Annotated in this window: 15 protein-coding genes; 5 read left to right on the top strand and 10 right to left on the bottom strand. The window is 39.9% G+C overall.

The features are described 5' to 3' along the window. Positions 1–247: 247 nt before the first annotated feature. From CKJ95_RS21670 to CKJ95_RS21655, 4 genes are all read right to left on the bottom strand, one after another. Positions 248–478: a hypothetical protein gene (locus tag CKJ95_RS21670; protein WP_099355548.1), complete on the bottom strand. Its 231-nt coding sequence runs from the start codon at positions 476–478 to the stop codon at positions 248–250. Then, entirely contained in the window at positions 475–1,002 is a 528-nt protein-coding gene (locus tag CKJ95_RS21665; RefSeq protein ID WP_099355547.1) for an RNA polymerase sigma factor, read from the bottom strand. The genes CKJ95_RS21670 and CKJ95_RS21665 overlap by 4 nt, the downstream gene beginning before the upstream one ends. Further along, positions 989–1,366: a hypothetical protein gene (locus CKJ95_RS21660; protein WP_099355546.1), complete on the bottom strand. Its 378-nt coding sequence runs from the start codon at positions 1,364–1,366 to the stop codon at positions 989–991. The genes CKJ95_RS21665 and CKJ95_RS21660 overlap by 14 nt, the downstream gene beginning before the upstream one ends. A gap of 81 nt (positions 1,367–1,447) precedes the next feature. Next, positions 1,448–1,984, bottom strand: a complete 537-nt coding sequence (locus tag CKJ95_RS21655; protein WP_099355545.1) for an NADPH-dependent FMN reductase — start codon at positions 1,982–1,984, stop codon at positions 1,448–1,450. 242 nt (positions 1,985–2,226) lie between these two features. Here CKJ95_RS21655 and CKJ95_RS21650 point away from each other — a divergent pair, with 242 nt between their 5' ends. Then, positions 2,227–2,517, top strand: a complete 291-nt coding sequence (locus tag CKJ95_RS21650) for an HNH endonuclease (RefSeq protein ID WP_257215892.1) — start codon at positions 2,227–2,229, stop codon at positions 2,515–2,517. A gap of 62 nt (positions 2,518–2,579) precedes the next feature. Then, entirely contained in the window at positions 2,580–2,891 is a 312-nt protein-coding gene (locus tag CKJ95_RS21645; RefSeq protein WP_099355543.1) for a DUF3892 domain-containing protein, read from the top strand. A 76-nt stretch (positions 2,892–2,967) separates the two neighbouring features. Here CKJ95_RS21645 and CKJ95_RS21640 read toward each other — a convergent pair whose 3' ends face one another. Together CKJ95_RS21640 and CKJ95_RS21635 are read right to left on the bottom strand one after the other, a co-directional pair. Beyond that, complete coding sequence (locus tag CKJ95_RS21640; protein WP_257215893.1) at positions 2,968–4,170, bottom strand: PDZ domain-containing protein; 1,203 nt, start codon at positions 4,168–4,170, stop codon at positions 2,968–2,970. A gap of 415 nt (positions 4,171–4,585) precedes the next feature. Beyond that, positions 4,586–6,028: a S41 family peptidase gene (locus CKJ95_RS21635; RefSeq protein WP_099355541.1), complete on the bottom strand. Its 1,443-nt coding sequence runs from the start codon at positions 6,026–6,028 to the stop codon at positions 4,586–4,588. Positions 6,029–6,403: 375 nt separating this feature from the next. Between CKJ95_RS21635 and CKJ95_RS21630 the strand changes: the two genes are divergently transcribed. Beyond that, positions 6,404–6,832: a GNAT family N-acetyltransferase gene (locus CKJ95_RS21630; protein ID WP_257215891.1), complete on the top strand. Its 429-nt coding sequence runs from the start codon at positions 6,404–6,406 to the stop codon at positions 6,830–6,832. Positions 6,833–7,031: 199 nt separating this feature from the next. Here the strand turns inward: CKJ95_RS21630 and CKJ95_RS21625 are convergent, their stop codons facing one another. Next, a complete protein-coding gene (locus CKJ95_RS21625) occupies positions 7,032–8,654 on the bottom strand; it encodes a catalase (RefSeq protein ID WP_099355540.1) in 1,623 nt (540 codons plus the stop codon). Between the two features lie 338 nt (positions 8,655–8,992). Between CKJ95_RS21625 and katA the strand changes: the two genes are divergently transcribed. After that, a complete protein-coding gene (gene katA / locus CKJ95_RS21620) occupies positions 8,993–10,453 on the top strand; it encodes a catalase KatA (RefSeq protein WP_099355539.1) in 1,461 nt (486 codons plus the stop codon). A 396-nt stretch (positions 10,454–10,849) separates the two neighbouring features. Then, on the top strand, positions 10,850–11,194 hold the full coding sequence (locus CKJ95_RS21615; RefSeq protein ID WP_099355538.1) for a hypothetical protein: 345 nt from the start codon (positions 10,850–10,852) through the stop codon (positions 11,192–11,194). Positions 11,195–11,238: 44 nt separating this feature from the next. Here CKJ95_RS21615 and ftsX read toward each other — a convergent pair whose 3' ends face one another. The 3 genes from ftsX to CKJ95_RS21600 form a co-directional block, all read right to left on the bottom strand. Beyond that, entirely contained in the window at positions 11,239–12,132 is an 894-nt protein-coding gene (gene ftsX / locus CKJ95_RS21610) for a permease-like cell division protein FtsX (protein ID WP_099355537.1), read from the bottom strand. After that, positions 12,122–12,808, bottom strand: a complete 687-nt coding sequence (ftsE, locus tag CKJ95_RS21605) for a cell division ATP-binding protein FtsE (protein ID WP_099355536.1) — start codon at positions 12,806–12,808, stop codon at positions 12,122–12,124. The genes ftsX and ftsE overlap by 11 nt, the downstream gene beginning before the upstream one ends. A gap of 292 nt (positions 12,809–13,100) precedes the next feature. Beyond that, positions 13,101–14,081, bottom strand: a complete 981-nt coding sequence (locus CKJ95_RS21600) for a nuclease-related domain-containing protein (protein ID WP_180271645.1) — start codon at positions 14,079–14,081, stop codon at positions 13,101–13,103. Positions 14,082–14,804 lie beyond the last annotated feature (723 nt).

Genomic DNA, 14,804 nt, shown 5'->3' with positions numbered 1-14,804 from the left:
GTGGTCAAACGAAGTTTTTCAGACTTTCTCCTCCTAAATTGAAATGTTTTTTTCGTATCTACAATTAGTTTAGCAAGGGCGAGAACATTTTGGCACCAACAGTAAATTGGATATGTTGTTTATCCAACACTTTTAAGAAAGTGTATAAAAAATAGGTTGATGGTGGGGCGGAGCTTGGTCCCTTGTTCCGCCCATTAAACTGGGACGAGGAACCTGTCCCTGTGTCCCACCAACGCATGTGTCCCATTCACATCATAAACAGGACGAATGTTAAGGGTAGTATTAATACAGGTAGCCATGAGATTGAGAGAAAGGCGCTCTTTTTGTAGCCTACCTCTGGAAACGGAATCGAGGCTGGATTAAAGAACCAGTTTGCGATTCGATTTAGTCTTGATTTTTTCATTGGAAAATTGGGCACCTCAACCGTGTATTGATTGAGTTTCTCTCTTAATTCTTTGCCAAATTGGTCATTATTCAATCCTCATTCACCTCTAATTCTACTTTTAGTTTTTTTAGTGCACGATGCAGCTTTGATTTTACCGTTCCGACTGGGATGTGTAGGATCGTGGAGATTTCTTTTTGTGTGAGATCATGGTAGTAGGTCAGCAACACAATTGCACGTAAATCTTCAGGGAGCGATTGGATCGCAGTTTGTACGGTTATTTTTTCGTCGGAGTTTTCATGGTGTGGATGACGTTCTGCCAAAATCGGCAGCAAGGATCGAAATAAGTTTTGTCTCCTGAGCCTCGTCATCATCGTGTTATAAGCAATCTGATAGAGATAGGTTTTGAATTGTCCTTTTCCCGGGTCAAATTGATGAAATTTACGCTGTAGCTTTTCAAATGTGTCCTGAACAAGGTCGATGCTGAGTTGCTCGTTGTTTGTGTACCGAAAAATAAACTGGTAAAGAGGGGCTTTGTACATTTTGTAAATGACCTCTAATGCTTCCTTATCCCCTCGTTGAAATTGAAGAATTGCCTCCTCAACGCTACTGTAACTCATCAGACCACCGCTTTTTTATTCCTTTATAAATATATGCCAGCTTTGTAATGAACCACAAAAATGTAATCAAACTGAAGACAAACGTCTGATGAATGAAAAACTGGATGAACGGACTATCAATGGTATCTCCTCGTAAAAGGAAAATCAATAATCCGGTAATACATAAAAATGTATACACAGCCGCAATTGTAATAATTGTATCCCACCTAGACCAATAAAAATAGATGTTTGATTTCGTAAAATCAATATCACCCTTATGATCCCGAACCACCTTTTTATTCAAAGAACCAATCACTATTGCAAAAACCGATCCAAGAATGGCAACCACAACGGAACTCACAACCCACCCTATGATTGTTGTCATTTTTAGCACTCCCTCTTTTTTTGTTCTTACTTCTTATACTAATGAGGGAAGTGAAAGGTTCACTCTTTTCTAGAAAGATATCTATTTTTTCATACTTTTTTGGAGAGCGAGCATTTCTTCCGCCAATTGGTGGATACGTTTTTTAAGTCCCTGATTGGTGATTTCATTGTCGTCATCGAAGTTGTCATTATGTATGAAAACTTGGTGAACCGGTACTGTCCCTTTCAAGTAGGAAAGAATAGGCTTTAAATGGAACTCCGAGACGAGAAAATGTTTTTCCGTACCACCTGTTGTAATAATTCCAGTCACTTTATTCTTGAAGGAATCGACTGGGAAAAAGTCTAACAGATTTTTTAGAACTCCTGAAATGGACGCCTGATAAATCGGTGAACCAAAGACAAGCATATCTGCCTCTAACATTTTATTTACTACTTTAATTGTATCATCATTGTAATAGCTTAATGGGCTTCCATTCACAAATTCAATCTCAAAATCCTTCAGGTCTAGTAATTCAATTTGAACGTTAGGATCAAGTGACTTAATAGCAGCCAATACTTCATAGACCGCTTTTGATGTTTTGGCTCCAATCAGTGAGCCAGATATACCAACAACCTTCATTTTCGTGAGCCTCCTAAAAATTTCATTTACACCAGTCTTAGCGTTCACTTAAAGATTGGCATTTATGTTGTTTTTCAGGTGTTAGCTTTGTCTAAGTTTTAGTGGGTGTTATCTTTAAGATAGGAGATGGCAAAGACACGTCAGCAGTTTATTAACATAATGACTACTACTGGTTATCGAATAAATCCCTGTAAAGAGTAGAAAGTTAAAAAACGTTAAGTCCAAAACTTGGAGGAATGTTTGTGGGTAAATGTGAGCTCTGTGGACGTAGTGAAGTTGAAACAACGATTCACCATCTGCTCCCTAAAGAGTTTGGAGGTACATTTGGTGACACAGCAAACCTTTGTATCCCTTGTCATAAACAAATTCATGCATTATATACAAATAAAGAGATTGCAACTCGGTTAACTACCTTACGTGAACTAAGAGAAGACGAAATGCTTTCTCGATTTATTAAATGGATACGAAAGCAACCTCCTACCAAAATAATGAAAAATAGAAAGTCGAATGGTCGAAGAATGAAAAAGAAGTAGCATGTACATAGAAACTCATACTCTGAACATACTAAGCGTACATATGTTTGGGAGGGATTATAGTGGACACAAAGGATTTTAATCAAATATATCAAGACTACAAGCAACAAAGTGAAGAACAGGCTCGTATAGAAGCTGGAGAAACCGATTCTACAAAGGAAAAGATCATAGCAGTTCGTAAAAACGATGATGGCGACCTGATTGCTTTTAAGACAGAAAGCGGTAGGGAATTGGATTATATAACCGCTCTAAACGAGGCAAAAGCCGGCATGCTTGCCCATGTAGATGTCTTCCATAAATATGGCAGGGATATTCTACGTAGTGAACCAGATGGTGTAAAAGAAAATAACTTAAATAATCTTCCTGATTTTTAATTGCTGTAGAACAATTAGGAAATTGCAAAAAAGGAATCCCAATAGATTGGATTCCTTTTTTAGATAAATTTTACACTTACACCGCTTTATGCTTCCATCCTTTGCCTTCCTCAACAAAAAGGATTCCTAACTCATGATGCTCGCCTTCGTAAAGAGCGCGTTGGACGTATCTGACCTCACCGTGAATATCTAACACATCAACCTTGCATAAAGCGCGATTTTTTTGAAGAGCCATGTAAAATTCCTGAACGGTTTTTACGTGTATGCCGTTCACCTTTGAAATGGTTTCACCAATTTTAATCTGCATTTTGTCAGCTGGCGATTGTGGGATAATACCCAATACGAGTAGACCCTGATTTCGTTGTGAAAAGATGGACTGTCTCGCTTCATCGCTAAAATAGTGTTGCAGGTAGATGAGTTCCCGACCCGCTAGTGCGAAACAGGCTGCAATAATGGCTGCAACAGGGTACCAAATGCTCACCAACGCTAATCCTGAGATTACAGCCCCTAGAATGACCACGCGTTTTCCGACAACGGGGATACTCTGGGTTGGAAGCATGCTTTTTACTTTATGATAAAATCCAATTCCAAACGGTACTAAAATGAGCGAGTAGGCTTGTCCAGATATATTGAACACAGGCCACCATTCATATTGAGTGGTGAGTGCCTCACCTGGAATAAGTAAGAATACGGGTGCAAGCCATAGTCGTTGTGAAATATGGACGCCGACCGGAAGTCCACGTTTACTTTTTAAAAGATCGGGTGATGTGCCAATATGACCTTTTTTCAGTATCAATATTCCTTCTGCAAGTATTAGGGCACCTAGTAAAATCGCGATTGCCGCAAGACTTGTATTGCCCATGTCATCTAGCAATCTCGCAATAAGTTTATTTTCAACAGATAGATTTGATAATAAAATAATTCCGAAAAACGATACCCCTAAAATATAAGCTGGAGATAGTAGACGTGTACTAATCGGTAGGCTGAGTAGTAATGTGACGATTGCAATTAACACGATGCTACCAAGTGGAATGACGACACCGGCTGCAATCGTTACAACTGATATAAGCAGTCCCGCGAGCCAACCGCCTGGAAGAAGCGATCTCAGGTCATAAAAACCATCTTCTACTCTTATATGGAAAGCGCGTCGCTCACGTTTAACGCGGAAATAGCCTAAAAGTACACAATATCCCGCAAAATAATAAAACATTGGATTCAGGAAAAAGCGTCCAATCCCCTTTGCAAATTCAAGTAACCATGCTTCAATCAATGTTTTCACCACCTATGGATATGACTTGATATGTAAAAATTTTCGTTCGATTTACTAACTTTTATTGTACCAAATACTTGACATAAAGAATACGATGATTTTTTTGGAAAAAGGGCTGGTTGCTCCATGGTTAGGCATATTACTGGTTGAGGGTCTGGAAATTGGCTTTGTCCGATATATGGTGATTTATGTCCGATATCCTGAAAGTTGTGTCCGATAAATCCACGACTATGTCCGTTATCCGGCTGACTCTGTCCGATAAAATCAAAATTGTGTCCGATATGGAAGTTCCCGGGCCTTTAAATTAGGACCCGGAAATATTGCCAAGGTCAAAATAGGGACCACCAGAACCGTCCCCTTGTTTCCCCTAGTTCCCCATAGTATAAAAAAACACCTCTCCGACCGGGAGAGGTGTACGTAATTCTTATTTAAATAGTACTTCCATTGCTTTTTTGAGTTGTAGGTCGTTCTTTTCGTCTCGGATGGACTCGATGACTTTAGCCTCGATTGCGCCGGCTGTTTTTTCGTTGATGGTACCAGTTGCTTCTATATCATTTGCTTGTTGGAAGGCTTTTACGGCAATGACGGTTTCTCCACTGAAGTAGCCGTCCTCACGTCCTGGGTCGAATCCTAATCCCTTTAGCATGATTTGAGCGTTTTTGATTTTTTCATTGTTCATGTTTTGCGTAAGCTCTTTTTCAAACTGAATTGGATTCGCATAGAAGTATTCAGGTTGTTTTGCCTCCACTGTTGGCTCAATTCCTTTTTTGTGAATCCAGTTGCCATCTGGTGTTAACCATTTAAACATCGTTAGCTTCAGGTTACTGCCGTCGCCCATGTCGCGCGCCTGCTGAACGGTTCCTTTACCAAATGTTTTTTCACCAACAATGTCATAGCCACCCGCTTCTTTTAAGGCACCTGCTAAAATCTCAGATGCGGAAGCACTACCTTGATTTGTGAGCACGACAATTGGGTATTCCTTTTGTTTTTCAAGAGTGGAGAAGAAGCGCTGCTTTTCGCCATCTCTGTTCTCGATTTGAACATATGGCTTATCCTTTGTAACAAGTTGTTTTAGAATTTCTTCAACACTTTCTAAAAGTCCACCAGGATTGCCACGAACATCGATGACCAGACCCTCAATGCCCTTATCCTCTAGCTCATTAAGTCCAACAATGAAATCCTCTGCTGTATCATTTGCAAATGATGTGATTTCAATATACCCAAGCTTTTTATTATCATATTCCTTCAAGTCTGTGTAGACTGTTTCAATCGGAATGGTATCACGGGTTACTTTTACATTCATAAGTTCGGTTACTCCCGGTCTCATGACTTCTAGGGTAACAACTGTTCCTTTTTCACCACGAATTTTTAAAACGGCTTCATATAGATCAAGACCTTCGATGCTTTCGCCGTCAATTTTGATGATTTGGTCATTTGGCTTAAGACCTGATTTTTCAGCCGGTGAATCCTTAAATGGAGCGACAATTGTGACCTTGCCTTCCATCATACTTACCTCTGCGCCAATACCTTCAAACGATGATTCCAGCGACTCATTGAACTGGGCAGCGGTGTCTTCATCCATATATGCAGAATACGGGTCCTCAAGTGTGCTGACCATCCCCTGAATGGCACCCTCAATTAATTGTTTTTCATCCACCTTTTCAACATAATTAGATAAAATCATGTTGTATGCTTGACCGATTTTAGATAGATCGTTTTCGTTTTCCTTCGTATTATCATTGTTTTGGCTTGGTTGCTGAACGAGTGGTTGTTCGTTGTTATCAAGTAACTGAACCACTAAAAATGTAGCACTCGCTCCTAATAGTAAGGATAGTACCATGTATAATGCGACAACTTTACGACTCACCTATTTGTTCCTCCTCCGTTACGAATACAAATGCATACCGTTAATTTTTGTAGCTTTTATGTTCTTATTCATCCCATACTCATGATGATAGTCAAAAAGTCTTGTTTGACATTTGGGCCTGGCCCTTTTTGACTATCCGGTCAGAGTTGCAGGAAAAGGCACCACACCTGCGTTAGTGCGATGCCTTTGTATAAAAATATGTAATGCTTGTACACTTTATGACAAAAATGAGGCCACGCCCCAACGTGTATTTGGTAAAAATTTTTGCTCCTTTACCATTATAAAAGTTTTTTTAGAATGAAGTAAAGAAAAATGTAGTCACTTAATGGATAGTGCAGTAAGATAGAAGAAATCTTTTTTGAAGGAGTGGTTGTGGTGGCATATGAAATTCGCGAACTAAAGACGGCTGAGGAATGGAAATTAGCGTTTCCTGTTATGAATCAATTACGGACACATCTGGACCTCGAGGAGTTCATAGCTTTGGTGACGGACATGCAACCTCAAGGATATAGATTATTTGCTTTAATTGATGACGGAAAAGTCGCAGCAGTTACTGGGGTTGCGCAACAACTCAACCTCTATTACGGAAATCACATGTATGTCTATGATTTGGTGACAGACGAGGCCGTGCGTTCAAAAGGCTATGGCGAAGCACTACTTTCTTATATACATGAGCTTGGTCGTGAATTGGGCTGCGGGCTGGTTGCATTGACGTCTGGACTGCAGCGTGTAGATGCGCATCGTTTTTATGAAGATAAAATGGGGTATGAACGGCAAAGTTTTGCGTTTGTGAAGGAATTGTAGAGGTATCTTGGGTGCGTTTTTCCGGTTGAAAACTGGTTCGTTTTCGCTAACGTCCATAAAACTTTTTTATCGGCCGTATTTTCATTTTATTAGCCGTATTTTTGGGCTATCAGCCGTATTTTATTTTTATTAGCCATAAGTTGTGGTCTCCGTAAATTTACAAAGCATCGGTCCCCTCAAAGGACCGATGCTTTTATGTTTAATACCCGTCTGATTCTTGTCCCATATTTTTAGATTTTTCTACTGCCTCATTCGCAGCAGCGGAGCTATTATTGGTTGTGTCCATTGCTTTTGCGAGGCCTTCTCTTACACGTCTTCCGTAGTCCTCGTCGGCATTGGTGAAGTACTCTAGCATTTTGTTTTGGATTTCTGGTCGGCATACTTTTAAGTTATCGACCAAATTGCTGATGAGTTCATCCCTCTCTGCGTCCGAAAAGGCACGATATGTCTCACCTGCTTGTCCGAAATCATTCGGGCGGTCAATTTTTTCACGAACCAGCTTGTCATTATAATGAGGTTCATGAATTTTGCCCTCCTGCTTCGCTTCCTTCAGGCCGCCAATCGTGGACGGTTCATAATTGACGTGCGGATTACCGCTCGGAGGTACATCCACATGATAAGACATTTGCCCACCACGCTGATTGGTTGCAACCCGCTTTTTTGGCGCATTAATTGGAAGTTGCAGATAGTTCGTTCCAACACGATGTCGCTGCGTATCTGAGTAAGAGAACGTTCTTCCTTGTAGCATCTTATCATCTGAAAAATCAAGTCCATCCACCAGTACCCCTGTACCAAACGCAGCTTGCTCGACCTCGTTAAAATAATTCTCAGGATTCTTGTTTAACACCATTTTTCCAACCTTTAAAAACGGGAACTTATCTGTCGGCCAGAGCTTTGTATCATCGAGTGGGTCAAAATCTAGCTCAGAGTGGTAATCATCAGTCATAATCTGCACACAAAACTCCCACTCTGGGTAATCTCCACGCTCGATTGCTTCATATAAATCCTGAGTAGCATGACTTACATTTGTCGCTTGGATTTCATTTGCTTCTTTTTGAGTTAAGTTTTTAATACCTTGCTTCAGTGGCTCCCAGTGATACTTCACTAATACGGCCTCGCCATCCTGATTTACCCATTTGTATGTATTAACTCCTGAACCTTGCATTTGGCGGTAGTTTGCTGGAATTCCCCATGGTGAAAACAGGAATGTTATCATATGTGTGGCTTCAGGTGTTTTCGATAAAAAGTCAAACATTCTTTCAGGGTTTGACAGATTTGAGACTGGGTCTGGCTTAAACGCATGAATCATATCAGGAAACTTCATTGCATCGCGGATAAAGAAGATTTTTAAGTTGTTTCCGACTAAATCCCAGTTCCCATCCTCTGTATAAAATTTCACTGCAAAACCACGGGGATCTCTTGCCGTTTCTGGAGACTCCATCGCACCTGCGACCGTTGAGAAACGCACAAAAACTGGAGTCCTTTTACCTGCTTCTTGGAACAATTTCGCGCGAGTGTACTTAGAAACCGGTTCGTCGCCAACTTTTCCATATGCCTCAAAATACCCATGTGCACCAGCACCCCTGGCATGAACCACACGTTCTGGAACGCGCTCACGGTCAAAATGGGACATTTTTTCAATAAAATCGTAATTCTCTAGAGTCGAAGGACCTCGGTTCCCGACTGTTCGGATATTTTGATTATCTGTGACTGGATGTCCCTGCCTGTTAGTTAATGAATCAGCCGACTCACCAGTTCCGAGGCGGTTATCATGTGGTCCGCCTACTCCTTCCACACTTCCATGCTGCTTTTCATCGTTCATGTTGCACTTCCTCTCTTAAACGAAAATTCATTGTCATTATTTCCCTTACATCATTTTCTATGTATTAAAAAATGCTATATTCCATTTTAATTCTCAAGTACGCACAAAAAAATGCCTTTAATTGAAAATTAGTAGAGTCAGATGCACGAATAATAATTCGAAATAATGTTTAGTATCATGTAAGTTATGAGTGCTATAACGTTCATATCACCATGATTGAATACTAAATCTAAGAGACTATTTTATCCTACATTATAATTATTATAAAAAGGTATTGATTTTTATTTTATAGGTGTTATTATAATAAATGTATTCAAATTTAATACGAGGTGATCAAGTTGACATACAATAAACTCACTACAAGTTGGGGAGCTCCAGTTGGGGACAACCAAAATTCAATCACAGCTGGTTCTAGAGGACCGGTACTAATCCAGGACGTACACCTCCTTGAAAAATTAGCACATTTCAATAGAGAACGTGTTCCTGAACGTGTTGTTCACGCGAAAGGTAGCGGTGCGCACGGTTATTTCGAAGTAACAAATGATGTATCTAAATATACGAAAGCCAAACTTTTCAACGGAATTGGCAAGCAAACTCCTCTATTCATCCGTTTTTCAACGGTTGCTGGGGAAAATGGTTCTGCAGATACAGCTCGTGACCCACGTGGTTTCGCGGTTAAGTTTTATACTGAGGAAGGAAACTACGACATCGTTGGTAATAACACACCGATTTTCTTCATCCGTGATGCGATTAAGTTCCCTGACTTCATTCATACACAAAAACGTCATCCACAAACACATTTGAAGAATCCTACAGCCGTATGGGATTTCTGGTCTCATTCACCTGAATCTCTTCACCAAGTTACTTGGTTAATGGGTGATCGCGGTATTCCTGCGACATGGCGTCACATGCATGGTTATGGAAGCCATACCTTCAAATGGACAAACGCTGAAGGTGAAGGCGTTTGGATTAAGTACCACTTCCGTACTGAGCAAGGCGTTAAGTGCCTAACAAATGAAGTAGCTACTAAGCTTGCTGGAGAAAATCCAGATTATCATACAGAGGATCTATTCAATGCAATTGAAAAAGGTGACTTCCCTGCTTGGAAGCTTTATGTACAAATCATGCCATTGGAGGATGCGAATACATACCGCTTCGATCCATTCGATGTCACAAAGGTATGGTCACAAAAAGACTATCCATTAATCGAAGTGGGCCGCATGGTACTAAACCGCAACCCTGAAAACTATTTTGCAGAAGTTGAACAAGCCACATTCTCACCTGGAACGTTAGTACCTGGTGTAGATGTATCACCTGACAAAATGCTTCAAGGTCGTCTATTTGCTTACCATGATGCACATCGTTACCGTGTTGGAGCAAACCACCAAGCATTGCCAATCAACCGTGCAAGAGTCGATGTGAACAACTATCAACGCGATGGTCAAATGCGCTTTGATAACAATGGTGGTAGTTCCGTATATTACGAGCCTAATAGCTTTAGCGGACCGAAAGAAGCACCAGAAGCGAAGCAACATGAATTTGCTGTTGAAGGAATTGCAGACAGTGTAGCTTATGATCATAACGACCATTACACACAAGCTGGTGACCTTTACCGCTTAATGACTGAAGAAGAACGCACTCGTCTTGTTGACACAATTGTGGCAGCCATGAAGCCTGTTGAATTAGAAGAAATCAAGATTCGTCAAATTAGCCACTTCTACAAAGCAGACCCTGAATACGGAACACGTATCGCAGAAGGCCTTGGCTTAGAGGTTCCTGGTGAATTAGTAGCGAAGTAATAAGCAAAGAACATTTCATTTTATTCTCACATACGATAGGTATCCGCTTGCTGTGGATACCTATTCTATTCCCGCAATCAACCCCAAATTAAAAATTACTCGCACCGATGGAAGTGTACGGACTCTGTAACTCATGTCAAAACAAAGAAGGTGACTTTTAACATGCCTAAAACAATCTGTCCAATATGTAAAACGGAAATCAAAATCCTCAAACACAGTACAAGCTGCGCGTGTGGAATGAAATTGAAGAAAAACAAAACCCGTTATGTAAGCTAAGCTCGATTTCGTGATCGAGCTTTTTTCTTTTGTAAATGACAGGTTCCTAACATTCCTCTAAAAAGTTCGTAACGAAACAATCATTAGGTGAATATCCTAATGATGCAAAGGAGGGATCATATGCACTACAATCCATATGGTGGTATGCAAATGCCACAACACGGTCAGGACATCAAAGGCACATGCCACAAACTGCAAAATTACTATGTCATCGGACAAATGAGCGATGGTTCTCAAATGGAAGGAATCATTGAGGACATGGATGATGACGGTGTAACAATGCTGGTACCTGAAGAAGTGGAAGATACAGAAATGGATCGCCAGTTTGGTGGCTATGGAGGCTTCGGAGGATACGGTGGTTATGGTGGCTATGGCCGCAGACGTTTTCGCCGTTTCCGTCGTCGTCGCTTCCCATATAACGTTTTCGTATTTCCATTCTTCTACCCTTTCCCATTCTATTATTAAAGCTAAGCACGAAAAAGCGCACCTTTGCAGATGCGCTTTTTTTCTTATACTTTTAGGAACTTGCGAACAGACATTAAGCTTCCCCAAACCCCAATGAATGCACCAATTACCAGCAAGAGTGCCGTTACTTGGAAAGCAAATGGATTGAAAGGCAATAGCTCTAGGAATGTTCCGTTTAATTGTGGTTGAATCAAATCATATAAGAAATTATAGAATCCTAGGATAATTCCAATTGGAATTAAAGAGCCAAGAATTCCAAGGAATAATCCTTCTAGGAAAAATGGCCAACGAATAAACCAGTTGGTTGCTCCTACTAGCTTCATAATCTCAATTTCTCTTCTTCTCGCAAAGATTGTGATTTTAATTGTATTTGAAATTAAGAACATCGCTGTGAAAAGGAGACCGATGATCAGCCCAATTCCAATGTTTCGTGAAACACCGACTGTACTGAAAATCTTTTCAACTTTTCCTTTTCCATAGTTCACACTGTAAACATTCTCCATTTTTTCAACTTTTTCAGCAACCGCCATAATTGCTTGTGGTTTCTTCGTTTCTACGACAAACACATCATGAAGTGGGTTACTTTGTTCGTATAAAGCAAAAACTTTTCCATCTTCTCCAAAGCTATCAATCATTTTTTCTAACTCTTGATCCTTTGATGAGAAGGTGACAGATTCAACCTCAGGAATTTTTACAATTTCTGCTTTCAAGGCTTCCTGCTGTTCTTTTGTTGACGTTAATTCGGTGTGAACACTAATACGAACGTCTTTTTCAAGTGATGTCGCCATGCTGTTAAGATTCATCATGATGACTAAAAATACACCAACTAGGAGTAGTGTAACAGTAACGGCGCTGACAGATGCAAATGTCATCCATCCGTTTCGCCCTAAGTTTTTTGTACTTTCACGTAAATGACGGCGGAGTGTATTAAGCTTCATAACCGTAATCACCCCTTACCTCGTCACGCGCAATTTTTCCACCTTCAATGGCAATTACACGCTTTTTAATCGTATTAACAATTTCACGGTTGTGAGTCGCCATCACAATGGTCGTCCCACGGAAATTGATTTCTTCAAAAATGTTCATAATTTCCCAAGATGTCTCAGGGTCAAGGTTACCAGTGGGCTCGTCCGCAATAAGCGCACCTGGAGAATTTACGATCGAGCGTGCAATCGACACACGCTGCTGTTCCCCACCTGATAACTCATCTGGTAAATGTCGTGCTTTGTGCTTAAGACGAACAAGGTCAAGCACGTCCATTACACGTTTTTTGATATTCTTCGGATTTTCTTCAATAACTTCAAGTGCGAACGCCACGTTTTCATAAACCGATAGGCGTGGTAACAGCTTGAAATCTTGGAACACTACGCCGATATTTCTACGTAAAAGGGGAACCTTTTTCTCTTTTAATTTAGCAAGATCCATTCCGTTTATGACGATTGAACCTTTTGTCGGCTTCTCTTCACGATACATCATTTTTATGAACGTCGACTTCCCCGCACCACTCGGACCAACGACATACACGAACTCACCTTGATCGATTTTTACATTTATTCCATTAACGGCCATTACACCATTCGGATACTTTTTAAAAACGTCTTTCATTTCTATCATTACGAATCACCTATCATCGTTTTTTTTATCCTTCGTTAACAGGAAGTAAGAACCCCACCGTTCTCAGTGGGGATTATATTATTCATCTCTAGTAATCTATTTATATTAAATGTAAGCGCTTATGTCCCTATAGACATACTTATGCTTCTAATGAACTATGCAACTTGAAATTATAAGCCAAAATGAGGATAAATTCATTACTTTTTTCATTATAACATCATTTTTCGTCAAAATACGACTCAATTTTATTACATTTTCATTTCATGGCAGTTAATATTTGATGGGATAGGATTCAGGTGGTGGTGTGTAAATATTGGAATTGGGGGAAGCGGTACATTCTTCCTTTTTTCTCTCCTGCAAACTCGAGATCCATAGATTTTAATAATCGAAATACAAATTTACTTGAAGGGATTTGTAAAAAATCTCGTATTTCCTCGTTCGTAAACGCTGGTTTTATGAGTAGGGTATAGTCCTGGAGCGCTTGAAAATACGCATCTTGGGATTTCGCACAACAATTAACACAATACCAATATCCTCTTTTTCTTTCAATCGGAACAGCGGAACATTTCGGACAATGTACCCCTCTTATAATTTCAGTTTGAGAGATAGAAAACTTTACCAATGGGTCAGTCTTTTTAGGGGTATGGTTTCTTTCAATGGTCCCCGCTATTTTCTTCATTTCCTTCATCGTCAAAATTTCCTTCGTATGTCTATTTTGAAATTTTTCAAATGTAAATGGGAGATTTGCATTGTGCATTACTTTTGTGAAAATACTTGGTCTTGACGCTTTTATGATTGTTTTTGGGTCACTAATGATGACTAAATGTTGGATTGGCAAGAGTGGTAACTTCCGTTGGGTGAGCCAGTTTTTAAATTGGCGTGAATGTCGGAGCGCTTGTAACATTGGATTGGCCATTCCTTCTTCTTCATTGTTAAAGGTTCGAATCATTTGATTAGATTCATCTTCAAAATAAAGGGTCCCTGCTATATTTTTGACTTCTAGGATTAGAAAAAAATTTGGGGTAATCATGAGAGTGTCGATTTGGAAGAAGCTTTTGCCGTCTGTGAGCCTAATATCGTGCAAAATGAGGAATTCGGGTGTGTCGATGAGGTCCAAATAATAATTTAACGAAAGTTCTCCTCGGTACCCCTTCTTTCTTTTGACTAACTCGACTTGAATTTGTGGTCTTTTAGGATGATCTGGCGGGATTCTCCGCAATAGTGCTTCAAGAATTAAAATAATAATTGGAACTGTACGAACTTTTCTTATCAAATACATCTACTCCTTTCACTTTTATTGGGTATTCGACATTATTTTCGTCTTTCCTGCAGTTTTTTTATAAAATATTTTACTTGGAAGATGGAGAAGGTTATGGGTATCGGACAAAGTTTTGATTATTTCGGACATTGGCGCCGGGATATCGGACATTGATCCAGTTTTATCGGACACAACTCTGATTATATCGGACATTCGCCACTTTTTATCGGACACAACACTATTTTTGGCAATTTTAAAAGCCTTCCGGTTCATCCGGAAGACAGACTATCTAAGCAGTTTTTTGGATATCGGACAAAATTTTAATTATATCGGACATTGTTGCCGGGATATCGGACAATGATCCAGTTTTATCGGACATAACCCTGATTATATCGGACATTCACCACTTTTTATCGGACATAACACTATTTTTGGCAATTTTAAAAGCCTTCCGGTTCATCCGGAAGGCAGACTATCTAATTAGGTTTTTGGATATCGGACAAGATTTCGATTATTTCGGACATTGGTGCCAGGATATCGGACATTGATCCAGTTTTATCAGACATAAATCGGAATATATCGGACATTCGCCACTTTTTATCGGACATAACCTATTTTTGTCCTAGTTAAAAGCCTTCCGGTTCTTCCGGAAGGCAGACTATCTAATCAGGTTTTTGGATATCGGACAAAGTTTCGATTATATCGGACATTGGTGATGTTAGACTAAAAAACGGACAC

Origin of the sequence: Fredinandcohnia onubensis, assembly GCF_002734285.1 — a bacterium.
Classification (GTDB): domain Bacteria; phylum Bacillota; class Bacilli; order Bacillales; family Bacillaceae_L; genus Ferdinandcohnia; species Ferdinandcohnia onubensis_A.
The sequence above is the reverse complement of the archived record's forward strand: the minus strand, read 5'-3'. Positions and strand labels throughout refer to the sequence as shown.

What these genes read in the sequence shown, in the direction of transcription:
- CKJ95_RS21665 (WP_099355547.1), bottom strand. Translation starts at nt 1,002, where the DNA reads ATGAGTTACAGTAGCGTTGAGGAGGCAATTCTTCAATTTCAACGAGGG.
- CKJ95_RS21615 (WP_099355538.1), top strand. Translation starts at nt 10,850, where the DNA reads ATGCACTACAATCCATATGGTGGTATGCAAATGCCACAACACGGTCAG.
- CKJ95_RS21655 (WP_099355545.1), bottom strand. Translation starts at nt 1,984, where the DNA reads ATGAAGGTTGTTGGTATATCTGGCTCACTGATTGGAGCCAAAACATCA.
- CKJ95_RS21625 (WP_099355540.1), bottom strand. Translation starts at nt 8,654, where the DNA reads ATGAACGATGAAAAGCAGCATGGAAGTGTGGAAGGAGTAGGCGGACCA.
- ftsE (WP_099355536.1), bottom strand. Translation starts at nt 12,808, where the DNA reads ATGATAGAAATGAAAGACGTTTTTAAAAAGTATCCGAATGGTGTAATG.
- CKJ95_RS21660 (WP_099355546.1), bottom strand. Translation starts at nt 1,366, where the DNA reads ATGACAACAATCATAGGGTGGGTTGTGAGTTCCGTTGTGGTTGCCATT.
- ftsX (WP_099355537.1), bottom strand. Translation starts at nt 12,132, where the DNA reads ATGAAGCTTAATACACTCCGCCGTCATTTACGTGAAAGTACAAAAAAC.